20 protein-coding genes and 2 tRNA genes are annotated in these 22111 nt (G+C 59.7%); 15 read left to right on the forward strand and 7 right to left on the reverse strand.

What is annotated here, in order from left to right; all coding sequences use genetic code 11:
• Positions 1-7: 7 nt before the first annotated feature.
• Positions 8-1168 carry a DNA primase small subunit PriS gene (priS, locus tag HZR20_RS08860; RefSeq protein WP_181686226.1) on the reverse strand — a complete coding sequence of 387 codons (1161 nt, stop codon included), beginning with the start codon at positions 1166-1168 and terminating at the stop codon, positions 8-10.
• A 207-nt stretch (positions 1169-1375) separates the two neighbouring features.
• On the opposite strand from priS, the gene HZR20_RS08865 reads away from it, so the two are divergent.
• Positions 1376-1479: transfer RNA gene (locus tag HZR20_RS08865), tRNA-Gln, on the forward strand.
• Between the two features lie 945 nt (positions 1480-2424).
• Here HZR20_RS08865 and HZR20_RS08870 read toward each other — a convergent pair.
• Together HZR20_RS08870 and HZR20_RS08875 are read right to left on the reverse strand one after the other, a co-directional pair.
• Positions 2425-3405: a Gfo/Idh/MocA family protein gene (locus HZR20_RS08870; RefSeq protein WP_181686227.1), complete on the reverse strand. Its 981-nt coding sequence runs from the start codon at positions 3403-3405 to the stop codon at positions 2425-2427.
• A gap of 448 nt (positions 3406-3853) precedes the next feature.
• Positions 3854-3938 (reverse strand) — tRNA-Leu (locus HZR20_RS08875).
• A gap of 381 nt (positions 3939-4319) precedes the next feature.
• Here HZR20_RS08875 and HZR20_RS08880 point away from each other — a divergent pair.
• Together HZR20_RS08880 and HZR20_RS08885 are read left to right on the forward strand one after the other, a co-directional pair.
• A complete protein-coding gene (locus HZR20_RS08880) occupies positions 4320-4571 on the forward strand; it encodes a hypothetical protein (RefSeq protein WP_181686228.1) in 252 nt (83 codons plus the stop codon).
• A gap of 157 nt (positions 4572-4728) precedes the next feature.
• Positions 4729-5871, forward strand: coding sequence for an aldo/keto reductase (locus HZR20_RS08885; protein WP_181686229.1), 1143 nt, complete (start codon positions 4729-4731; stop codon positions 5869-5871).
• Positions 5872-5901: 30 nt separating this feature from the next.
• On the opposite strand, the gene uppS is transcribed toward HZR20_RS08885, so the two are convergent.
• A complete protein-coding gene (gene uppS / locus HZR20_RS08890) occupies positions 5902-6831 on the reverse strand; it encodes a polyprenyl diphosphate synthase (RefSeq protein ID WP_181686230.1) in 930 nt (309 codons plus the stop codon).
• Positions 6832-6932: 101 nt separating this feature from the next.
• On the opposite strand from uppS, the gene HZR20_RS08895 reads away from it, so the two are divergent.
• The 10 genes from HZR20_RS08895 to HZR20_RS08940 all read left to right on the forward strand — a co-directional run bounded on the left by HZR20_RS08895 (position 6933) and on the right by HZR20_RS08940 (position 15458).
• Positions 6933-7127, forward strand: a complete 195-nt coding sequence (locus HZR20_RS08895; RefSeq protein ID WP_181686231.1) for a cold-shock protein — start codon at positions 6933-6935, stop codon at positions 7125-7127.
• A gap of 2 nt (positions 7128-7129) precedes the next feature.
• Positions 7130-7324, forward strand: coding sequence for a cold-shock protein (locus HZR20_RS08900; RefSeq protein ID WP_181686232.1), 195 nt, complete (start codon positions 7130-7132; stop codon positions 7322-7324).
• A 111-nt stretch (positions 7325-7435) separates the two neighbouring features.
• Positions 7436-7834, forward strand: a complete 399-nt coding sequence (locus HZR20_RS08905) for a DUF5778 family protein (protein WP_181686233.1) — start codon at positions 7436-7438, stop codon at positions 7832-7834.
• A 117-nt stretch (positions 7835-7951) separates the two neighbouring features.
• Positions 7952-8605, forward strand: coding sequence for a precorrin-2 dehydrogenase/sirohydrochlorin ferrochelatase family protein (locus HZR20_RS08910; RefSeq protein ID WP_181686234.1), 654 nt, complete (start codon positions 7952-7954; stop codon positions 8603-8605).
• Positions 8602-9921, forward strand: coding sequence for a glutamyl-tRNA reductase (gene hemA / locus HZR20_RS08915; protein WP_181686235.1), 1320 nt, complete (start codon positions 8602-8604; stop codon positions 9919-9921). Before HZR20_RS08910 ends, hemA begins: the two co-directional genes overlap by 4 nt.
• 81 nt (positions 9922-10002) lie before the next feature.
• On the forward strand, positions 10003-10281 hold the full coding sequence (locus tag HZR20_RS08920) for a 4a-hydroxytetrahydrobiopterin dehydratase (RefSeq protein ID WP_181686236.1): 279 nt from the start codon (positions 10003-10005) through the stop codon (positions 10279-10281).
• 107 nt (positions 10282-10388) lie between these two features.
• Positions 10389-11006, forward strand: coding sequence for a hypothetical protein (locus HZR20_RS08925; protein ID WP_181686237.1), 618 nt, complete (start codon positions 10389-10391; stop codon positions 11004-11006).
• Positions 11003-11677: a hypothetical protein gene (locus HZR20_RS08930; RefSeq protein ID WP_309484918.1), complete on the forward strand. Its 675-nt coding sequence runs from the start codon at positions 11003-11005 to the stop codon at positions 11675-11677. Before HZR20_RS08925 ends, HZR20_RS08930 begins: the two co-directional genes overlap by 4 nt.
• 31 nt (positions 11678-11708) lie before the next feature.
• On the forward strand, positions 11709-12653 hold the full coding sequence (locus HZR20_RS08935) for a metal-dependent hydrolase (RefSeq protein ID WP_181686238.1): 945 nt from the start codon (positions 11709-11711) through the stop codon (positions 12651-12653).
• Between the two features lie 54 nt (positions 12654-12707).
• Positions 12708-15458: an ATP-dependent helicase gene (locus HZR20_RS08940; RefSeq protein WP_181686239.1), complete on the forward strand. Its 2751-nt coding sequence runs from the start codon at positions 12708-12710 to the stop codon at positions 15456-15458.
• Between the two features lie 32 nt (positions 15459-15490).
• Here the strand turns inward: HZR20_RS08940 and HZR20_RS08945 are convergent, their stop codons facing one another.
• Complete coding sequence (locus HZR20_RS08945; protein WP_181686240.1) at positions 15491-17344, reverse strand: PINc/VapC family ATPase; 1854 nt, start codon at positions 17342-17344, stop codon at positions 15491-15493.
• Positions 17345-17477: 133 nt separating this feature from the next.
• Between HZR20_RS08945 and HZR20_RS08950 the strand changes: the two genes are divergently transcribed.
• Positions 17478-18653, forward strand: a complete 1176-nt coding sequence (locus tag HZR20_RS08950; RefSeq protein WP_181686241.1) for an AGE family epimerase/isomerase — start codon at positions 17478-17480, stop codon at positions 18651-18653.
• A 58-nt stretch (positions 18654-18711) separates the two neighbouring features.
• Positions 18712-19668, forward strand: a complete 957-nt coding sequence (locus tag HZR20_RS08955; RefSeq protein ID WP_181686242.1) for a carbohydrate kinase family protein — start codon at positions 18712-18714, stop codon at positions 19666-19668.
• 157 nt (positions 19669-19825) lie between these two features.
• Here HZR20_RS08955 and HZR20_RS08960 read toward each other — a convergent pair whose 3' ends face one another.
• Positions 19826-20866 carry a tyrosine-type recombinase/integrase gene (locus HZR20_RS08960; RefSeq protein WP_181686243.1) on the reverse strand — a complete coding sequence of 347 codons (1041 nt, stop codon included), beginning with the start codon at positions 20864-20866 and terminating at the stop codon, positions 19826-19828.
• On the reverse strand, positions 20863-21264 hold the full coding sequence (locus HZR20_RS08965) for a DUF5805 domain-containing protein (RefSeq protein ID WP_181686244.1): 402 nt from the start codon (positions 21262-21264) through the stop codon (positions 20863-20865). Before HZR20_RS08965 ends, HZR20_RS08960 begins: the two co-directional genes overlap by 4 nt.
• Between the last annotated feature and the right edge of the window lie 847 nt (positions 21265-22111).

The raw sequence follows: 22111 nt of genomic DNA on the forward strand, positions 1-22111 counted from the left end.
TCCCACGTTACTCAGGTCCCTTCTGTGCGCGCCCTCTCGACATGAGGAACACTCCCAGATACTCCGGGACGGTACTGACTCCCTCCGAGAGTGTAAAGGTATCGCCGTCGAGTTCTACCCTCTCTGGATCTGTCACTTCGACAGTAATCTCGTGGCCTCGGAATGTCTCCGGGACAGCGTCGACAAGCGGGTTGAATCCACTAATCTCGCCTCGTTCGAGGGTACGGACCGCCAGCCCACTTCCGCCGTGAAGGCTTCCGGGGAGGCGGATCAGTCGGTTCGTGTCCGTCGTGACCGGCTCGTCGATCGGCGCGTTCTGGTCTTCGATGACCTTGTGGGTGAGTGCATCGACGAGTTTGCGGATGCCCGGGCCCCCAGCTTCGAGATTACCGTTCTCGATCGCGTCACGGTTTGCATCGATCGCGCCATAGACCGTCTTTGCCCGACCCTCGCCGATCCCATCGAGTGCCTGTAAGCGCTCTTTTCCGTCCGCTTCCGGGAGTGATTCGATCTCGGAGACGAACGCAAGGAGCGCTTCGTGGACGCGCTTGCCCCAGCCACCGTCCGTTCGGAGCCGTCGAGCCGTAACGTTGCCCCGCATCTCCGTCGTTACAAGACCGTCGAGGTCGAGCCCGATTCCCCGGACGTAATCGACAATCTCGCGTCGCCCTTCCCGATCCAGGTGCTGGATTCCTTCGTCCCGGACGTGGACGTGATAGCCCCGTCCGCCCGAGAACACGATCGTCAGCTCAGAAAACCCAAAGTCGGTTTCGAGGAAGTCGAGCAACCGCAGGAGGGCGTCTTTACACGTGGCGAGCATCTCCGCATAGGTGTCCTCGTCAGGATCGACGGCGGGGAGGTGATCTGCGTCCAAGTCGAAGACGACGTCCGACCCGCGCCAGTCTTTTTTGCCCATCGAGGATGCACTCGGGTCGGCGTAGCGGCCCGCAGAGAAGTAGATGTGGCGTGGTCGCTCCCGTGCAAGAAACGACTCGAGATCGCCCAGACCGAGCAACGACTTGTGACGAACCATCGTCTCGCTCGGCCCCTCTGTCCAAGGGATGTAGCCCCACTCACGTTCGTGGGCGTCGGGGGGCAGGGAGAGATCGACGCGCCGGTAGTGATCGCCGAACCGACCCCGCAAATAGGCACGGGTTCGCTCTTCCATCGATACCACGTTCGAGACAAGTCAGGAAAGGATTGTTGATCCGGATCGTGGTACTCACGTCCGAAGAGATTCAACCGACGATTTGGTTGCGCGCTGTTGTCAGTGGCATCAAAAGAAGGGAGGACGAGTTACTTCACGTTCCGAAGCTAGCCGATGATGATGCGCAAGGATAACGCTATTAAACACTGATCGATACGTCCCTAGTGCAGTCCCGTGGTGTAGTGGCCAATCATAAGGGCCTTTGGACGAGATCTGATACGCCAGGTTTCGGAAGAGAGCCCTTGACGGCGGTTCGAATCCGCCCGGGACTATGCTGCCACCTTCTTCGTCAGGGTCGCGCTTTGTACGATCCACAGAAGTTGGAAATCAGGACCACAAAGTCGTCGATATCGCTCCTCTCGGTCGAAGTAAACGGTGGCTTGGGGCCGCCGTATGCAGACCGCATTTACTCACTGTCCGGCGAAATTTGACCCAGAAAACGAAACGAGCTACTCGAGCGATGTAGCCGCGAGTAATGTAAGTGGAGTGACCGCGTTCGAATCCGCCGGAAGAGCAAGCTTTTCCCAGCCCTTGGTCACTCCATTCACGAAGACGCCCGGGATTCCGTTTGCGCGAGCAATCTCGTGGACGAAACCGTTTCTCGCAGCCGCTAGCCGGTTCGAATGACTTCCAAACCGACAGCAGACAGTGATTGGCCAATTGGGACAGCGTCCCGGTGTGGGTGGCGTTCAACCGCTCACGCTGGTCGAATCGGCCCGTGGACTCTCGTGAGGCTACTCGGCACGGACAGACGAGGGGCTCCAGGGCCGCAGCCAGGCAGTGGTCACGTCGCGGTACGTCTCCCAGAAGTCTTGCCAGAGTCTATCCTCGGGCGTGCCTTCGGGTGGCGTACCATAGGTTCCTCGCGTCACGCGCGCCGAGATAGGCGAGGGGAGACGCGACTCTTCAAGTGACTGTGAAGGCCGGACCGACACGGCGCGACCGCACTCCGGACACTGGTACCAGACCGATTGAGACCCACTCCGTTCGTGGAGAATCCAGTCTCCGTCGACGTGGCTATCGTGGCCACAATTCGCACAGAACAACACTGACTTCCGTCGCGGCGGCCCACAGTTGCCCGCTGACGGTTGCGAAGGCGACATCGATTTTGTAATTACGTGCCTATCGCGTAAAAAGGTTAGTATAAATCATCACATTCTGCAACGTGTGGGCGACCACACCACGGCGCTTCGATTGTGTCGATTCACCACCGTTATTTATTTTTGTATTGACACGGGCTTGCCACTGTCGGCACTTTCAGCCAGTGCGTCGATAACCCGCATGTTCCGGACCGATTCCTCAGCGTCGATACGTGGTGTTTCGCCGCGTTCGATCGCCTCAGCAAAGTGTTCGACCTCGCGCTGGTAGGGATCAACTGGCTCGAACGCTTCAGTGACTCGCCGGCCGTCACTCTCGTACTCGATCGAGACGCGTTGATCCGGTTCGGCCCCGAAGACGTCAGTTGCACGGAGCCACCCGTCGACGGCGTCAACGCGATAGGACTCGGTGAGTTGTGTGTCGAACCCGGAATGGATACGTGCCGTGACACCGGATTCAAATTCCAGGATGCCGGTCAACTGTGTGTCCACACCGCTGGCTCGCGTATCGGCCTGGTTCGCGTAGACACGCTCCGGTTCACCGAAGAATAATCGCATTGCACTGACGGCATAACAACCGACGTCCATGAGTGAGCCACCCGCGAGATCAGGGTCTAGTCGAATATCGTCAGGTCGACCGCGAAGCGAGAACGTGAACGACGCTGTTCCGGCTCTGAGTTCACCGAGCTCGTCGCGGACGACCTCGGCAGCACGCTCAGTTCGCGGATGGAATCGATACATGAACGCCTCCATCAGCGTCACGTCCTGTTGATCACAGTATTCGAACATCTCCGCGGCTTCGTCGGCGTCGACCCCGACCGGCTTCTCACACAGGATATCCAGTCCAGCGTCGGCAGCCCGTTTTGTCCACTCCGCGTGGAGGCTGTTCGGGAGCGGGTTGTACACCGCATCGATCGGGGCTTTGTCCAACAGTGCCTCGTAACTCCCGTACGCATTGGGAATCGCTAACTCTTCAGCAACCGCCGTGGCTTGATCGCCGCCCCGAGACGCGATCGCCGTGACCTCGTGTTCACTCCGCTTGACCGCGGGGATGAGCGCTTTCTGTGCGATCCCAGCCGTACTAATAATACCAAATCGCATACGACCCGCTTCACCCGCGAATGCCTTGAAGCTCTGGGCTCTGCCGGAGGCCACTGAACCCTTCTGGATTAGTGTGTCACTCGTGGATTAGCTCGTGATACAATTCGGGGACCGGATTTGAACCGGATGAAGACGCTTGTGCTCGCTTCGCTTCGCTCGGCTGCGCGCACTGCGACTTCTAGGGTTCAAATCGGTCGTGACACATCTCTTCGTTCACGTCCGTTCACTCAGAAGATGCGTGGGACCGGATTTGAACTTCCGTCACTTCGCTACGCTCGTGACGACGTTCAAACCGGCCATACAACTATCAAATCTCGCGTTGCTCGATTAGAAAAGTGCGTGGGATCGGATTTGAACCACGCGGAGACGTGCTCGCGACGCTGCGCGCGTCCCCTCTAGTTCAAATCCGCATTCGATTTTGTCAATCGCGGTTTCCTCGTGACAAAAATGCGTGGGACCGGATTTGAACCGGCGGACCTCTACAGGACAGCGCCCTCAACGCTGCGCCGTTGGCCTGGCTTGGCTACCCACGCGCTTCCTGCGATTATCCCGCGTTTCATTGTTCCGGAGGGGGATTAAAATGACTGTCGATTCGACCCGTCCAGTTGTCGAGCCCAGCGTAGGTTTCGTGTCTGTAGAGACACGTCACAGACAACGCTGGACTTGCCCAAACACGGATACTTTTCATTAGAAAAATAGTTTGAATATTGTCTATAACTGTCTTCCCATTATGATTGAAATATTATGTTATTCAGACAGTGGTCCTTCAATTTCCCAGCCAACTTTTGAAATGTGGGGAATACTCACCTGAAACCTCCGTCACACGTGTTACCGTGGTACCATGGTACAATATGAAAATACTGTTCGAATCTCGGTACTTATAAGGTTGGAGTTGTATAGTGTATCATAGGATTATGAGTTGCCAATGTGACGCGTCTCCCGATACACGCACGTCGTTTACTGCCCAGGAAATCACGACTGAGGAAACTGCAGACGTCGCGATGAAAACCCAGACCAAACGGTACACGTTTTACTGGCAAATCGGTGCCGACGGGCCAGTACTGCTCCGGGTTTCCGATTTCGACGGTACCGACGTCACCACTGACGTCGACCCCCCTGACGACATGTACGATAGGGTCCGACAAAACACCGGCCGCGACATCTGACTGTAGCGGCATCAAGTGTCCCTCTTCCTGGCTGCACAGATTGATGCACAGCGGCGGGATTCCGTCCCAAAAATAGGCAATATAGTCTGGTTGACTCGTCTATGAAGAAATACGCAACCGAACAATAAATACGGAACTCCCGTCAGTGCAAAGTGGGATGGAATACAGAGACTTCGGGACGGTCATCGACTTCGAACCGTCCGCGTTGGGCTTTGGCGCAATGCGATTGCCAACCGAGGGTGACGACGATACGATCGATCGTCAGCGCGCGATCGAAATGATCCGGACGGCGATCGACGAAGGCGTGAATTACGTCGACACCGCGTGGCCATACCATGGTGGCGAAAGCGAACGTGTCGTCGGCGAGGCACTTACCGACGGGTATCGTGAAGAGGTATCCCTTGCGACGAAGATGCCGTCCTGGAAACTCGAGACGAACGACGACCTCGAAGAGTACTTCCAGCGGCAACTTGACCGCCTGGACACCGATCACGTCGATTGTTACCTCCTGCACGCACTCAATCGCGATTTCTGGGATACGTACCAGGGCCTCGATACGTTCGAGTGGCTGCAACAGAAGCAAGCCGAGGGGAAAATTGGCCACGTTGGGTTTTCGTTTCACGACGATCCCGATCTTTTCGAGGAGATCGTCGACGCCTACGACTGGGACTTCTGTCAGATCCAGTATAACTACCTCGATCAGGAATTCCAGGCTGGACGGGCAGGCCTCGAGTATGCTGCCGAGCGTGGATTGGGTGTCATCGTCATGGAACCCCTCCGCGGCGGGACACTTGCGACTGATCTTCCCGAGCCTGTTCGCGAGGCGTTCGAGCAAGCGTCGTCTGATCGGTCACCCGTCGAATGGGCGCTCCAGTGGCTCTGGGACCAGCCCGAAGTGTCGACCGTACTCAGCGGAATGTCCGCTCTCGATCAGGTGCGTGAGAACGCCGCCCTCGCAGCACAGTCCGGCGTCGAGCAGTTCTCTGATGACGACCAACGGACTGTCGAGCGTGCTCGTGAGCGTTTCGAGGAGCTAATGGGTGTCGACTGCACAGGCTGTGATTACTGCACGCCGTGTCCGACCGGTGTCGAGATCCCGCGTAACTTCGACCTGTACAATCGCCTGGAAATGGGCGACGATCCGGAAGCCGTCCTGGGTGAGTATGACGACATGGACGAGCAAGCGCGCGCGGATGCGTGCGTCGCCTGTGGGGAATGTGAGCCGGCCTGTCCACAGAACCTCGAGATCATCTCGTTGCTCGAAGAAACCCACACCCAACTGGACGCCGCCCGCGCCTGAACGATCGACCCGGCGAAAATCACTCCGCGCTCAATCCGCTCGCGGGTCCGGATCGGTGTCACTGGACAGGTCGACGTCTTCCAATTCACGGGTGGGAAGCGTGTCCCGGAAGCGACGAACAATACCCTTTGCGTCGCTTAATTCCGCACTGCCGACAGCCTGGAGCAGCGCGAGGGCCCGTCGTGCGCGTGTTCGTCGCCAGGACTCCGCGCGGTGCTCGTAGGTTCGGATCGCCCGTAGGAAGTCTATCTTTCGGAACTCCGGCCAGTACGGCGCACAGAAGTACACTGCTGCCTCGTTGCCGTTCGCGTGCCATGGGAGGAAGTTCGACGTGCGCTCGTCACCGCCAGTTCGCACGATGAGGTCGACATCTCTGGTCGGTCCGTCGTACAGTCGATTTTCGATCGTATCAGCGTCGATATCGTCCGGATCGAGACGGCCGGTTTCGACGTTTGCGGCGATCGATTGCGCTGCCCCGAGCAATTCAGCCCGGCCGCCATACGCCAACGCGATATTGAGATGAAACTGATCGTAGCCACGCGTTTGCTGATCGGCGTAGGCGACTGCCTCGCGAACCCGTTCAGGCAGTCGATCCAGTTCCCCGATCGCCTTGATCCTGACCTCCGCATCGTGGACGCGGTCGTGGTCGGCAAACTCGTAGAGTTTGTCTTCGATGAGATCGAAGAGGACGGCTCGCTGGTCGGCCGGTCGATTGAAATTCTCAGTCGAAAACGCGTACAGCGTGAGTTCTTCGACGCCGAGGTCGTCACACCATTCCAGCAGGGCTTCAGTCGTCTGTGCGCCTGCGTGATGGCCGTTACTGGTTTCTTCGCCTCGCTCGCGTGCGTACCGACGATTCCCGTCCTGAATCACGGCGACGTGATTCGGTGCGCCCGACACTTCCCGTTCGAGCAACTGCTCGTAGAGCCTCGACACCCACCGACGCACCACGGACACCATTTAATAGGCCCGTCACGCGCGGGATGAATGAGTCTTCTGTTCGCTTCGTCGGGGAGTGACCCGCAGGGTTTTAATATGTCGACCACATCGTGGTAGTTGCAATGGCGAACGGTACGGTTGATTTCTTCAACGACACTGGCGGTTACGGTTTCATCGAGACTGAGGACGCAGACGAAGACGTGTTCTTCCACATGGAGGACGTCGGCGGTCCTGACCTCGAAGAAGGCCAAGAGGTTGAGTTCGACATCGAGCAGGCCGAGAAAGGCCCCCGCGCGAAGAATCTCACGAGGCTCTAAGCATGGCGGAAGGCACCGTGGACTTCTTCAACGATACGGGTGGTTACGGCTTCATCGAGACCGACGCAGCCGACGATGACGTGTTCTTCCACATGGAAGACATCGGCGGCCCTGACCTCGAAGAGGGGCAAGACGTCGAGTTCGAGATCGAAGAAGCTGAGAAAGGCCCGCGCGCGACGAACCTGACGCGGCTATAAACACGGTACGGCGGGTTCAACCCGTCTTCTACCGCTCTCACGGTCCGTAGCGGCTGCACTCGTACGCGCTCGGACCGTGAGTCGTATTACGCCTGATCCGGATATCCCTGTATGGACGCGACCGGCGATGATCTCTACGAACAGACCCAAAAGCTACTGCAACCCGGCGAGATCGACCTTCGTGGGTTGATCGTCCACACCGAACTGACGAACGATCAGGAATCTGAGCTGAACCGGCTTTCAATCGAAGTCGGTGACGTGATCGCCGAACACGCTGCCACGGACGCAGATACGTACGTGTACTCCGGGACTGACGACCCCGAATTTGGCCTCAATCAGCATCAGGGATTGACGATCGAGGGTGACGAGTTCGTCTGGGAGTGCCAGCAACTCCTCCGAGAGGGGACCTTCGATGTGGTCTTCTACTACAAGGACAGCGCCGAGACGGACGCGATTCTCGAATCCCTGCGTGAAGCGGGTCATGAAATCGTCGACGTGGATTCCCCCTGAACAGAGTGAAACCAGTCCCGATAGGTGTGAGATCGGAACAAGTCGACACGATACGAGGTACCTTCGACGGAGACACCGGTTGGACGGAGTGTCCTCACAGGCGCAGACAACGAACATATGATCCCACTCTTCCATGACTTCGATGGCGAACGCGTGTTGATCTTCGGCGGCGGGCGTGTCGGGGCCCGAAAGGCCCGTCGGTTCGCCCGGGAGGCCGAGACTTTCGTCGTCAGTCCAACCTACACGGACGCCGAGTTCGGCGCGGCCGATCGAATCCGTGCCGCCCCCGATCAGTCCGCCGTGGAGATGTGGTTCGATCGCGTCGCTCCGGCGCTGGTTGTCGCCGCGACCGACGACGAACCGCTCAACGAGGCGATCGAGACGGTGGCCCGTGATCGCGGTGTGCTGGTCAATCGAGCCGACCAGAGCGGGCCGCGAGACGCCGGCAGCGTCGTCGTGCCGGCGACGGTCCGGCAGGATTCGGTCGTCCTGGCGATCGCGACAGGTGGGCAGAGTCCAGCGGTGAGTCGGATACTCCGGGAACGCCTCGAAAATGAGGTCTACGTGCAGCAGGCCGAAGAGTTGGCCCGAATCACCGGAGCGTTGCGTGAGCAGTTGCGTGAGGCAGGCGTGGATCCGGAAACTCGCCGGCAAGCCATCCGCGATGTCGTCAAGGGGGACCGGGTTTGGAAGGCTTTAGATAGCAGCGGTTCTAACGGTCAAGAAGTAGCAGCAGACGTGATCTCGGACGTGATCGGTGATACATCGTGACGCGGGAGCCAGGCATCGTTTCGGGCGTGAGCGTCGCCCATCAGCACGCCAGTGTCGAAGCTATCGATGCGGCCTCGGCAGACAGCCAGCGCGAGGCCGTCGAAGAGCTTCTGGCACGTGACGGCGTCGCTGAGGCACTCGTCTTGCAAACCTGCAATCGCGCAGAGCGATACGTCGTGACCGAGGATCCACAGCGGGGCCGGGACGTACTCGCGTCCTCGACCGACGCTCTCCCGGCGGACACCGTCGTGGCGATGGACCACGAGGAGAGTCTCCGACACCTGTTGGCCGTTGCGGCGGGACTCGAATCGCTCGTCCCGGGTGAAGATCAGATTCTCGGGCAGGTTCGAGACGCCTACGAGGATGCACGCCACGTCGGCGGGCTCGGCCCGGTCCTGGACGACGCCGTGACGAAGGCGATTCACGTGGGCGAACGCGCCAGGACCGAGACCGCGATCAACGACGGCGTGGTCTCGTTGGGCAGTGCCGCCGTCGAACTTGCCGATCGTGAGTGCGATCTCTCGTCGGCGACCGCGCTGGTCGTGGGTGCTGGCGAGATCGCGACGCTTGCAGCCGAGGCACTCGCGGATCGGGCAGGAGTAAACCAGTTGCGTGTCGCAAACCGCACGGTTCCCCACGCCGAACACGTCGCTTCGACAGTCGACGTGTCGGCTTCGGCCGTCGGGCTGGAGGCACTTCCCTCGGCGACGGAGACGGCGGATCTCGTCGTCTCGGCGACGGCCAGTCCGCACCCTATCTTCGAGGAGACGACTTTTGGGTCGGCCGGTGACACTGTCGTCGTCGACATCGGCCAGCCGCGAGACGTGCCACTCGGCGCTGCCGATTACCCGGACGTTTCGGTCTTCGATCTCGACGATCTGGAGACGGTCACCGCAGCGACGCGAGCCAGTCGGGACGCGGCCGCCGACGCCGTCGAGGAAATTGTCGACACTGAGTTCCGGAACTTGCTCACCCAGTTCAAACGCAACCGAGCCGACGACGTGATCTCGAGCATGTACGAGAGTGCCGAGCGCGTCAAGGCCCGCGAACTAACGGAAGCGTTCGGGAAACTGGATCTGGACGACGACCAGCAGGAGGTTGTCGAGTCGATGGCCGACTCGCTGGTCAATCAATTGCTCGCCGCCCCCACCGAATCGCTCAGGGACGCCGCCGAAGACGACGACTGGACGACGATCGATACGGCCCTGCGGCTGTTCGATCCGAACTTCGGCGATGGAGACCATCCACCCGCTGTTGGAATGGCCGACGATGACATGCCGGACCGTCTCTCAGCGCTAGTCGACGCCGACGATTGAGCGACGACCACCGAAGAAGTTTGGAGACGCTCGATTGCCGCCGTCCGAACGTTCTTTTGGCGAGCTGCTGTGTGTTCCCACATGCCAGACTTGTTGAGCGAGCAAGAGATCGAGAACCGACTGCCCAGTGGCTGGGAGCGGGATGGGGACGAAATCGTTCGCAGCTACGAGTTCGACGCGTACCTCGACGGTATCGGATTTGCAGCGGCCGCGGGTGGCCTCGCCCAGGAGGCCTTTCACCATCCCGAAATGACGATCAGCTGGCGTGAGGTCGAGGTCCGGCTGACGACCCACGACGCCGGCGGGATCACTGACGCCGACCTCGATCTGGCGAGACGATTGAACGATCTCCGTGAGTAGGTCGAACCAACTGACCCATCGGGGACAGACAGTATCAGTCGGGAGCGGGCAGCGTTCCTGAACAGCAGACGCGAATAGTTTTCCCACCAGGAGTTCGAAGACACCCCATGGACACGGCTGCCTCGGACCTGGCGTCGCTTTTGCGCACGTCGCGGCTCAATGCAGCACTCGGATGGGGCTTGACAGCCATTATCGGACTGACAACCGTCGCAAATCTGGTTCTGGGAAATGTGTTGTGGGCCGGGTTCGCAGGGATCGTGGGCGGACTGGCAATTCTCCCGCCGCTGGCCCACCGCGATCCGAAAGCGATGATTCCCTGGGAGGTGTTTGTCCTCGCAGCGTTGCCGTTACTTGGCTACACGTTTGGGGTCAACGTCGCCTTCAGAGAGGTGACGACGTATCTCTCGGTGGCGGCACTCGCGCTGCTCGTCGCCGTCGAGTTGCAGCTGTTTACGACCGTCGAGATGAACTACCAGTTCGCGCTCCTGTTCATCGTCGTTTCCACGCTTGCCTTCGCCGGGCTGTGGGCCGTCTCACGGTGGGTGTCGGACATCTATCTCGGGACGACGCTACTACTGGATCCAACCCTCAGTGAAGACGTCGTCGAAGAACACCTCATGTGGGAGTTCATCGCCTCGGCGGTCGCCGGCCTCCTCGCCGGCCTCGTCTTCGAACTGTACGTTCGTCGCTATGCGAGTGATCGGACGGGTGGTGATCTCGCGTGAGCGTCCTGGCCCGGCTCCACCTCGACGAGCGTCGCCAGCGACAACTCACCTGGGTCATGGAGGTTGTGCTGGTCGGATTGCTGTTTATCGGGCTGGAACGCCGCTCGGTCGGCATCTCGATCAACGCCGCGATCGGACTGGTCGTGTTGCAACTCCCTCCGGTGCTCGAACGGGACTACAGCGTCTCGATGGATCCACGGTTGACGCTGTGGATCACGAGCGCTGTGTTCCTCCATTCACTGGGAACCGTCGGTATTCCGGGCGGTGAAGGGTTTTATAGCACGATTCCCGGATTCGACCACGTGACACACGCACTGTCGGCGTCGATCGTCGCCGGCGTCGGCTACGCTACGATTCGAGCACTCGACGAACACTGGCGGGACGTCCACCTGCCCGACCGATTCGTGTTCGTGTTCATTCTCATGTTCGTGCTGGCATTCGGTGTCGTCTGGGAGATCATCGAATTCACGACCAGTGCCGCGGCGACTGCGATTGGGGGCTCCCCGGTCCTGACGCAGTACGGGCTCGAGGACACGATGAAGGATCTGATCTTCAATACCATCGGTGCCATCATCGTGGCAGCATGGGGGACGGTGTACCTCAACGACTTCGTCACGCAGATCGTCGAGGGGCTGGGCGGCGAAAGCGAGGTTGTCAGCAACGAGGAGTGACGGTTTTAAGCGCTGATCGCCAAGAACAGCCGTGTTCGTCGGTCACGCGTTCCTCGCCTTTGGGGTCGTCGCGCTGCTCGCTGGTCGTTTTGGGTCCGGCGAGCGGCCACTTCGGCTCCCTGGTGGCGTGACCGTTTCGTCTACTATCGCGGTCGGCCTCGCTGCTGGCCTGTTCGCCTCGCTGCCGGACGTCGATGTCATCCACGCTGCCTTTCAGGTCGTGACTCTGCCGGATGGAGCCACCGCGTTCGATCACTTCTGGGCGGCGACCAGCGAACGCCACCGAACGACGACCCACTCGCTGGTCGTCGCAGTGGGAGCGAGTGCCGGCTTCGCGCTTTGGACCGTTCGCCGCTGGCTTGGACTGTGTGTCCTTGCCGGTGTCGTCGCACTCGGTGTACTGACAGGTGGAATGGTAAGTGGTGCGGTGATGACGATTTTTGCACTCGCAGGGCTACTCGTCGTAACCCTCGCCGTCCGAACTGGACTTGCGGGGCAGTCCATCTTCGGCGCGGCGGCGGTTGGTCTCATAATCCACCCATTCACGGATCTGTTGACGGGAGAACCGCCAGGATTTTTCGCTCCATGGGACGTTGGCCTGCTCGAGAGTCGCGTCGAACCATTTGCCGACCCAACCCTCAACCTCCTCCTCGCGTTCGTCACGGAACTGGCCGTCATCTGGTTCGGGCTCCTTGCTGGGCTGTGGCTCGCTGACGTCGATTGGCGTCGACACGTTCATCCCGCCGCTGCACTCGGCATTGCCTACGCCCCGATGGCACTCATCTTACACCAGCCCAGTGTCGACAACGCCGTGCCGTTCGTCGCAACGATCCTCCCCATCGGCGTGGTCGGAGCCATCGGCTGGCGACGCCCGCTGATCAGCGACGCTGCCGTCTCGATTGTCCTCACTGCGTTGTCGACGATTACGATCGCCTGGCTCGGATTCGGGCTCGCATATGTGACCCTCGTGATTTAATCCCAGCCAACCCGAGTACACAAGGCGATCCGGTCCCTTGTCTCGATCGACTCCATGGGTGGCCGAGACCTGCTGGCAGCCGTCGAGGAGCCGCTCGGATTTGATCCCGAGACGGTCTCAATCGACGACAGTGCCGTGCTGGAACTGTTCGAGCCCGCCGTCCAGGAGTGGTGGGTCGAGACGTTCGGCGAATTCGTCCCGGACAACGGCGGCTATTTTACCCCACCACAGAAAGAAGCGATTCCACTCATTCACGAGGGTGAGAACGCGCTGATCGCCGCGCCGACGGGCTCGGGCAAGACCCAGGCCAGCTTCGCAGCCATCGTCAACGAACTGTTTCAGCGCGACCGCACTGAAGGGCTCGACAATGCAGTGTACTGCCTGTATCTCTCCCCGCTGAAGAGCCTCGCCAACGACATCCACCGCAATCTTTCGGTTCCACTCAACGAAATCACCGCGAAACTCGACGAGCGCGGCGAGGATGTCGAGATTCGCCACGCGATCCGACACGGGGACACCTCCGATAGCGATCGGCAGGCGATGCTCGACGTGACGCCACACATCCTCAACACGACCCCGGAAACGCTCGCTATTCTCCTTAACTCGCCGAAATTCAAGCAGAAACTACAGACCGTCGAGTACGTCATCGTCGACGAGATTCACAGCCTCGCGGCGAACAAACGCGGCACGCACTTATCAGTCTCGCTCGAACGGCTCGAAGCCATGGCCGAATCCTCGCCGACGCGGATCGGCTGTTCGGCGACGGTCGAGCCCCTTGACACCATGGCGGAGTTCCTCGTGGGACGGGAAGCACCCGGCGGCGAGCCACGGGAGTACGAACTCGTCGACGCCCGTTTCGCCCGCGAGTTCGACATCGAACTCACGACGCCGACGGACGACCTGATCCACACCCCCCAATCGACTGTCAACGACCGATTTTACGACCAGTTGCACGAGTTGATCCAGGAGCATACCAATACCCTGGTGTTCACCAACACGCGTTCGGGAGCCGAGCGCGTCTTACACAACCTCAGAGAGCGATTCGACGCCTACGGCGAGGACAACGCGGGCTGTCACCACGGTAGTCTCTCGAAAGACAAGCGTGAGGCCATCGAGTCCGATCTGAAATCCGGCGACCTCGACGTCGTGACGACTTCAACCAGTCTCGAACTCGGGATCGACATGCCCCACATCGACCTGGTGGTCCAGGTCGGCTCACCCAAGTCCGTTGCCGCACTCCTCCAGCGCGTCGGTCGGGCCGGGCATCAACTCGGCCAGACCGTCGAAGGCCGGGTCATTGCCCTCGATCGGGACGAACTCCTCGAGTGTGCCGTCATGCTCAAGAAGGCCCAAGAGGGATTCGTCGATCGCGTGTTCGTCCCGGAGAATGCCCATGACGTCGTCGCCCAGCAGGTCTATGGCATGGCGATCAACGAGGTTCGACCCGAGACCGACGTGACGGGCATCCTTCGGCGGGCCTACCCGTACCGGAACTACGGCGACGACGAGTGGGAACAGTTGGTCCGATATCTCACCGCAGATTACCCGGGAATGGAAGACGAAAACGTCTACGCAAAAATTTGGCGAGACAAGAACGACCCGCCCGATGGTGAGTACCACTACGACGAGTTCCCGGTCGGTGAGCCGCTGATCGGCAAGCGGGGCCGCCTGGCGCGGGTCATCTACATGACGAACATCGGCACGATCCCGGATTCGTTCACCTGTGACGTGCTTACCCGCGCTGACAGTGACTGGGTCGGCCAACTCGACGAGTCGTACCTGGACACGCTGGAGGCCGGCGACGTGTTCGTCCTGGGTGGCGAACGGTTCGAGTATCGCTACCGGCGGGGCTCGAAGGTCTACGTCGATCCGACGAGCGCTCGGCCGACCGTTCCCTCGTGGTACTCCGAACGCCTGCCGCTGAGTTACGATCTGGGCCGGGAGATCCTGTCCTTCCAGCGCGAGTTACTCGATCGCCTCGACCGTGGTGGCCAGTCTGGGGCCCGCGTCTGGCTCCGGGAGTTTCCGGTTGACGAGCACAGCGTCCGGGCGATCGTCCAGATGTTCGACCAGCAGGTCCGCTACGCCGGCCCAGAGAGCGTCAGTACGGACGAGCGCCTCGTTATCGAGGAGGAACGTGACCGTGAGGCGTACGAACGTCGCTACTACGTCCACTCGAACTACGGGCGGCGGTTCAACGATGGACTCTCTCGATTGCTGGCCTATCACGTGGCTCAAGAGGCGACGGCGAACGTGAAAGTTGCCGTCGCCGACCACGGATTCACGCTCTCGATGCCGCTCAACAGAAAGGTCGACGTCACTGGAATTCTCGAATCGATCGACCCAGCGGACGTGCGTGCGGACTTGCGTGAAAGCCTCGATGGGACAGACTTGCTCGATCGATATTTCCGGATCAATGCGACGCGCTCGTTGATGATCCTCAAACGCTACAAGGGCTACGAGAAATCGGCCAGCGAACAGCAGGTCAACAGCGAGATGTTGCTCGGGTTCGCCCAGGATCTCGATGGGTTCGCGGTGATCGAAGAGACCTATCGGGAGATTCTCGAAGACAAACTCAACGTCGATGCAATCGAAGCCGTTCTCGGTGCGGTCAGTGACGACGGGATCGATGTCGTTCATCATCGCGTCGACTCGCCGACCCCGAGAGCGTTCGGCCTGGCGACGCTAATGGCAAGCGACGTGGTGCTCGCCGAAGACGAGTCCGCCGTCCTCAAGGAATTTCACGATCGCGTCCAGGAGGCCATTGGGGACGAACACGATGAAGAAGTGATCACCACGGACTGAGTGCGTTCGTCGTCTGGCGGCCGTCGCCGTCTTCAGGACGGGACGACCGTAATCTGTCGACCGTGATCGATTGCGCGTTCCAGTTCTTCGGCGATAGCGCTCCCGCGGGAAACCTGCACTTCGCCGCCGCGACTGACCGTCGCCGTAAAGAGGTACTCGCTGTCAGCCCGTACTTCGACCGTCTCGCCGGCCAGCCCTTCGGCGGGAACGACCACGTGTCGAGACGTGATTTCGGGCGTGACTGTCCGGCCGGCTTGCCCGCCTGTACTGTCCGGAGAGCCACCAGACGAATCCGATTGGCCCCCTTCCCGTTCGTCAAGCGTCCGGACGTCGATGTCGATGCCCAGGCGGTTCTCGACGTCTGTGATCCGCCCGCCGCCTTTGCCGATGACCTGGGAGATGTCGCGCTGTTCGACCCAGACGACCGCTCGGTCGCGCCCGCGGACCTCGACTTCGACGTGGCCTTCGGCGATCTTTCGGATCTCGCGTTCGACCTCCTGGCGCGCGATCCGGTCGACGCCGCTCTCGCTGCCCTCGTCGTCGCCGAGTGGCACGGTGACGACCTGTCGGTTGAAGGTGTAGATTTCGTACTCCGGGACCCCCGTCTCGAAGTCCTCGATGACGATCACCGGCCGGGCGAGGTCTTCCTCCATGAGCCCTTCGGGGACCTTGACCTCCGTGTTGACGTCGTAGACGGTCTCGATCTGGCCGGCCTCGATGTAGACGACGGTGTCGACGACCTGGGGGATCATGCCCAGTTCGACCCGTCCGACGAGGCGCTGGAGGGCGTCGATCGCTCGCGTCGCGTGGACGACGCCGATCATGCCCACGCCGGCCAGGCGCATATCCGCGAACACCTCGAAGTCGTCGGTCTTGCGCACCTCGTCGTAGATGGTGTAATCGGGCCGGACCATCAACAGGGAGTCTGCGGTGCGTTCCATCGATCCTGCCAGTTCCGTGTACTGGGTGATCTCCGGGCCGACCTGGAGGTCTCGGGGCTTCTCCATCGTCTTCACCGAGAAGTCCGAGTCAGCGAGAAAGCCCCCGACGGCCTGGGCGAACGTGGACTTCCCGGCCCCGGGCGCACCTGAGATCAGGACGCCGCGCTGGCGTTCGAGAAGTCGATCGCGCAACTCGTCGGCGTACTCGTAATCGTCCAGATCGGTCTGGACGATCGGGCGGACGGCCGTGATCTCCAGGCCATCCGCAAAGGGCGGTCGAGCGATCGCAATGCGGTACTCCCGGAACTGGACGATCGTCATGCCTGGCTCGTCGATCTCGATAAACCCGTCAGGGCTTGCGCGGGCGCTCTCTTCGATGTCGTGGGCGTACTCCTTGAGTTGGGCTTCGGACGAAATCTCCTCGCGGATCGCCTCGTAGTGCATGTCGCCGATCTCCCCGCGCTTGGCCATCGGTTTCGCGCCGACTTTGAGGTGGACGCTCATCGTCGTCTCGTCGAAGAACGACTCGATTTCCAGGTTTTCGACATCCCGGCCGACTGGTTCGATGAAGACGACGTCGAGCCCCTTCGCGCGAGCGACCTCGCTCTGGACGACGTCGCTAGTAACTAAGGTCGAACCACGTTCATCGGCGAGATCGCGAATGAGTGCATCGACGTCACCTTCCTCAGCCGCGTGTTTCTCGGTGCGCTTGGGCCGGCGACCGATGTACTCGACGCTGACTGATCCTTCGTCGGCCAGGTCTGCCAGTCGCTGTAACTCTTCGAGTCCGTCCCAGCCGGTCTGTCGACCTTCGTTGGCCTGGGATTCAAGTTCGCCAACGACGGCTTCGGGGACCGATATGGTGGCGTCGGCGAACTCCCCCTCGGCCACGCGATCGGACACCCGACCGTCGATAATAACGCTCGTGTCCGGTACGACGTTCATGTCTGTGAATGGGATCCCAGCGCTGATAAACGCCCGCATCCGGCTCCTGTTTGGGTGGAGACACTCACCGACGGAACGCACGCAGCGGCCGTTCACCCAAGCGTTCTTGCCCGCGCCGATGGAATCGTAGACGATGGCCCCGGATTACCGAGATCCCGACTGGCTGGCGGACCGACTCCGCGAGATCCTCGAGTTTTACCATCCCGACGGCATCGACGACCGAGGCGGCTACATCGCCCAACTCGACGAGGAGACTGGCGCGATCTACGACGATAACTCGAAACACCTTGTCGCAACTGCCCGATACGTCGTGAACTTCTGTCTTGGCGCCCGCTACGACGGTGCCGACCACTGGCTTGACGCCGCCGACCACGGCGTGAGGTTTCTCAGGAAGGACCACTACGATCCTGACACTGGCGGGTACGACTGGCTCCTCGAAGGAACGGAGACGCTGGATCGCAGGCGCGTCTGCTACGGCCACGCGTTTGTCTTGCTGGCCTATGCCCGTGCCGTCGAGGCCGGGGTCGACGGTGCCGAATCCGATCTGGAAGCCACCTATGACCTCCTGCTCGATCGCTTTTGGGAGCCGGAACATACCCTCTGTAAGAGCGAGTACGATGGCGACTTTGAGACGGCGTCAGACTATCGTGGACAGAACGCCAACATGCACACCTGCGAAGCGATGCTTGCCGCCCACGAGGCGACCGGTGAGCAACGGTATCTCGACCGTGCCCGGGAGATCGGCCACGCGTTGACAGTCGAACTTGCGGCCGACCACGACGGCTACCTCTGGGAACACTACACCGACGAGTGGGACCACGACATGGACTACAACCGCGAGAAACCGGACGATCTCTTCCGGCCGTGGGGCTACCAGCCCGGCCATCACATCGAGTGGGCGAAACTGCTGGCAATACTTGATCGGTATGCCGATGTCGATTGGGCGATCGATCGGGCCCAAGCACTGTTCGATATTGCGATCGAGGACGGCTGGGATGACGAATACGGTGGCTTCTACTACAATTTCGATCCTGACGGCGAGCCCATCGTCGAAGACAAGTACGGCTGGCCGGTCGCCGAAGGCATTGGGGCGGCCGCCGCACTGTCCGAACGGACCGGGAAAGCACGGTATCTGAACTGGTACGACCGGCTGTGGGAGTACGCCCAGACGAACCTGACTGCGCCGGATGGGAACTTCTACATCAAACTCACTCGCGAGAACGACCCATACCCGACAGAGGACGGGCCAACGGTCGAACCCGGGTACCACCCGATCGGCGCGTGCTTCGAGGGGCTTCGTTCGTTGTGAACCATTCTTCGAACCCGGGTGGATAGAAAGATAAGCGACGGCCTGCAAGGCCGCAACTATGGCAGATCCAGACGCGCTCGTGGCCGGCGAAGCGTTGATCGACATGTTCCCGACGACCAGTGAGCGACTGGCTGACGTCGAACAGTTCAAGCGCCGGGCCGGCGGTGCGCCAGCGAACCTCGCCGTCGCGATGACTCGTCTTGATTCCACACCGTATCTTTGGACCAAACTCGGCGACGACCCGTTTGGCACCCATCTTGAAGATGTCCTGACTGAGCAGGGAGTGCCGGATCGGTTCCTGAACGTCGATCCGGCCCGCAAGACGGCACACACCCTGGTCGGGGACGATCCCGACGCCGATCAGTCGTTCGTCTTCTACAAGGAAGATTCGGCGACGATGGCGATGGAGCCCGAGACCGTACCGGATGACGTGCTTACCGATCTGGCGTGGGTTCACTTTGGCGGCGTCATGCTGTGCGAAGAGCCGGCCCGGACGGCGATGCTTGATCTGGCCGACCGCGCGACTGATGCCGGTTGTACCGTCTCGTTCGATCCGAACACCCGATCAGATCTCTGGCCGGATCCCGAAAAAATAGGGCCGACGATGCGAGAAGCACTCGAACTCGCGGACGTACTCAAGACCGATCGTGAGGATCTGGCGTCAGTGCTATCCGATCCCGAAGCTGCCATCAATGACGTCGCCAAGGAATTGACAACGGTTGGCCCGCACACGGTCTTGCTTACCCAGGGCAAAGCGGGTACCTACGCGCTGGCGACTGCGGACGCCCCGTGGGGACCGGCTGAGGCTGACGAGCCGGCCGTCGAGGTCGAAGCCGTTGACACGACTGGTGCTGGGGACGCGTTCACCGCTGGAGCGATCACGGGGCTGCTCGATGGGAAATCACTCGGAGCAACTGTCCGGTTTGCTAACGCCGTTGGAGCACTCACGACGACGGAAACCGGCGCGATGGCGCCACTTCCGACACGCGAGGCCGTCGAACAGCTGCTTGCGTAGGTCTTGACCACATCAACTACCCTAGACGAGAATCGATAGGAACTCGTCGAGACGAGCTTGCCACACCATTCATATAGCGGCATATAATTTACCAGTTAGTGGTCAAACAGGGCCTCCGAGATACTATCAAATTACTATCCATTTTGCTGATAGAAATTCAACGCAGCTGGTAGATATTCGCCTCGTAGACTGTTCGGACCCGATCGCCCCAGTCGTGGGTGTACGTGTCAATAATATCTTCGGCGACGTCGCCCCGAAGGTACTTCACGATACCACGATCGCCGGTTCGATCCCGGAGATGAGTGGTGAAAAAGTGCCGGAAGTAGTGGGGCGTGACGTTTTGTTCGGCGTTTCTACCGCTGTCGTACCAGCCTCTGTCCTTCGCGCGACTGGTCACGATGTGATGGACCGCGTCAGTTGTCACGCGCTTTCCCCAGTTGTCGGCCGTACTGGTAAACAGCGGCTGTGCGTCTGAGAGCGGGTCCGGACGAATGTCGAGCCAGTCTTCGAGCGCCCTGGCTAGTTCCGTATCGACCGGAATCACTGTATCCCGGCGGCGTTTGTTGGATGCAGACCGACGATCGCTGTTGACGACGGCACCGCGCTGGGGTTCGCTCGAAACGTACAGCGAGTCCGGCCGTTGATCGAGGTTCGGTCGAATCACTATGTCAGTACGGGGGTCGTCCGCGAGATGCAAATCCCGCTGATCGAGATTACAGAGCTCGCCGACACGCATTCCTGTTTTTAATAGCGTGAGGATGAGTGCGTGTTCGAGTGGATGGCTCACGCTATCGACAAGTCCCCTCATATCGGCAATAGAGAGATCACGTCGTGCCGGGTCAGTGTCGATGCTCTCATCGAGTTCCTCCATGACGATTGCCATCGGATTCGAATCGAAGACGCCAACCTGAGTCATGTAGGAATAGAATCGGTGGAGGTACGATGCGTACGTTGCGACGGTACTCTCGGCGCTGTCGTCACGTTGCTCGTGAATCCACGCCATGCAGTCCCGATGCGAGACCGTTTTGATACTGCCAGTCTTTGAATCCCCATCTTCCGTCAGAAACTGCTCGAAGTCCCGAAGGACACGCTCATAGGCGTCCTGAGTCCGGTCGCTTTTACCCTGGTAAGAAATATCTGTCAGGAAGTACTTGATGGGGTCTTCGACTGTCCCTGGATCGATGTTTGAACTACTCATACATCGACGAGGCGATAGCCGCCGTCACGACCACTGTACTTAACGACGTTTGCTTCTTGTAGTTCGTCCAGACTTTCTTCGATATCTTCTTCGAGGTCTCCGACTACTTCCGCAACTAACTGTTCCCACGTCAGTACCTGATGGGCCTCCAGCAATTGTCGAATCTGCTCGGTTAGCCCAATCTGGTTGCTACTGGACGGTTCCGAACGTGACTCAGACAGTGATTGTTCAGAGGGGTCTTCGTCCGAAAAGTATCGACGACCGGCCTGGACCATGGTCCGGACGAATTCACTCTGGCTCATGTCGAGTTCGGCCGCGTGGTCCTGCCAGACCTCTTTTTGATACGCCGGGACGTACGTCTTTACAGATTTTCGAGACGTAGACGTGTTGTCGGCCATCGTCGGGCGTTCAATTGCGGAGCCCTTCAAACTATCCATACAATCCCAGATAAGAGGAGTTATCCGTGAATCTGTTTCTAAAATAGCAGCCAGTGGGTGTACATTAGGTGGATATATGGACCCAATATTTGCCTCTGGTACCTATATTCCCAGATAAAGAATAGGCTGGTTGTAGAGTACAACTTCTATTCACGTTCATAGACAATAAGACACCCCGATCGAGACGGTGGAGTCTCGGGTCCTCAACCCCTGGGATCGCGCCCCGGGATTGCCAATTCCCGGCGATATTCCAATATCGCGATTGCCCAAGATCCAGCCATCTTATTCATGCAGAACAAACCTCCGTGGACGGACTGTCAAACTGAATTGTTTTAGTGAATTCAATCTATTTTAGCTGAGAAGGCTGCTGCTTATAGTCAATTTCCTAAGAGGATTTGCTGTTCTGGAATCTGCCAGTACGGATGACTGCGACGACGAATGTGTGGGACGACTCGCGGCGGCTTTATCTGCAGTGGCCGAACGTGGCCACTCGTACCGGACTGATTGTCATGGCTCGCCGTGCTGGGATGCTGTTGGCGTTGAGATAGGTTCCATCCCCTTGGCGGAATACCCGCTGATGGATCACTACCAGCATGGTCGACGTGTTCGTATCTCGGTGGAACGAATCTGGCTACCTGTTCCGGATTAGGCTAGATCACGGTCTCAGCACCATACCTGGGAGTTAAATCATCCCGTTCGTGACCCTGTGCACTCGATGCTTGACAGCGGTACACGAACTGAGAACCTATTTCAGCTCATGGCAGCGTTCACATACGCAATCGTTGTCGGGTCCGAACTCTGTAGCCAT

It is taken from the genome of Halorhabdus salina, from assembly GCF_013839425.1.
Lineage (GTDB): Archaea > Halobacteriota > Halobacteria > Halobacteriales > Haloarculaceae > Halorhabdus > Halorhabdus salina.

Bases quoted from the DNA above. Each gene is read 5' to 3' on its own strand.
- priS (WP_181686226.1), bottom strand. From the start codon at position 1,168: ATGGAAGAGCGAACCCGTGCCTATTTGCGGGGTCGGTTCGGCGATCAC.
- HZR20_RS08945 (WP_181686240.1), bottom strand. From the start codon at position 17,344: ATGAACGTCGTACCGGACACGAGCGTTATTATCGACGGTCGGGTGTCC.
- HZR20_RS08950 (WP_181686241.1), top strand. From the start codon at position 17,478: ATGGCCCCGGATTACCGAGATCCCGACTGGCTGGCGGACCGACTCCGC.
- HZR20_RS08955 (WP_181686242.1), top strand. From the start codon at position 18,712: ATGGCAGATCCAGACGCGCTCGTGGCCGGCGAAGCGTTGATCGACATG.
- HZR20_RS08900 (WP_181686232.1), top strand. From the start codon at position 7,130: ATGGCGGAAGGCACCGTGGACTTCTTCAACGATACGGGTGGTTACGGC.
- HZR20_RS08885 (WP_181686229.1), top strand. From the start codon at position 4,729: ATGGAATACAGAGACTTCGGGACGGTCATCGACTTCGAACCGTCCGCG.
- HZR20_RS08940 (WP_181686239.1), top strand. From the start codon at position 12,708: ATGGGTGGCCGAGACCTGCTGGCAGCCGTCGAGGAGCCGCTCGGATTT.
- HZR20_RS08910 (WP_181686234.1), top strand. From the start codon at position 7,952: ATGATCCCACTCTTCCATGACTTCGATGGCGAACGCGTGTTGATCTTC.
- HZR20_RS08925 (WP_181686237.1), top strand. From the start codon at position 10,389: ATGGACACGGCTGCCTCGGACCTGGCGTCGCTTTTGCGCACGTCGCGG.
- HZR20_RS08920 (WP_181686236.1), top strand. From the start codon at position 10,003: ATGCCAGACTTGTTGAGCGAGCAAGAGATCGAGAACCGACTGCCCAGT.
- HZR20_RS08895 (WP_181686231.1), top strand. From the start codon at position 6,933: ATGGCGAACGGTACGGTTGATTTCTTCAACGACACTGGCGGTTACGGT.
- HZR20_RS08965 (WP_181686244.1), bottom strand. From the start codon at position 21,264: ATGGCCGACAACACGTCTACGTCTCGAAAATCTGTAAAGACGTACGTC.
- HZR20_RS08905 (WP_181686233.1), top strand. From the start codon at position 7,436: ATGGACGCGACCGGCGATGATCTCTACGAACAGACCCAAAAGCTACTG.
- uppS (WP_181686230.1), bottom strand. From the start codon at position 6,831: ATGGTGTCCGTGGTGCGTCGGTGGGTGTCGAGGCTCTACGAGCAGTTG.
- HZR20_RS08880 (WP_181686228.1), top strand. From the start codon at position 4,320: ATGAGTTGCCAATGTGACGCGTCTCCCGATACACGCACGTCGTTTACT.
- HZR20_RS08960 (WP_181686243.1), bottom strand. From the start codon at position 20,866: ATGAGTAGTTCAAACATCGATCCAGGGACAGTCGAAGACCCCATCAAG.
- HZR20_RS08870 (WP_181686227.1), bottom strand. From the start codon at position 3,405: ATGCGATTTGGTATTATTAGTACGGCTGGGATCGCACAGAAAGCGCTC.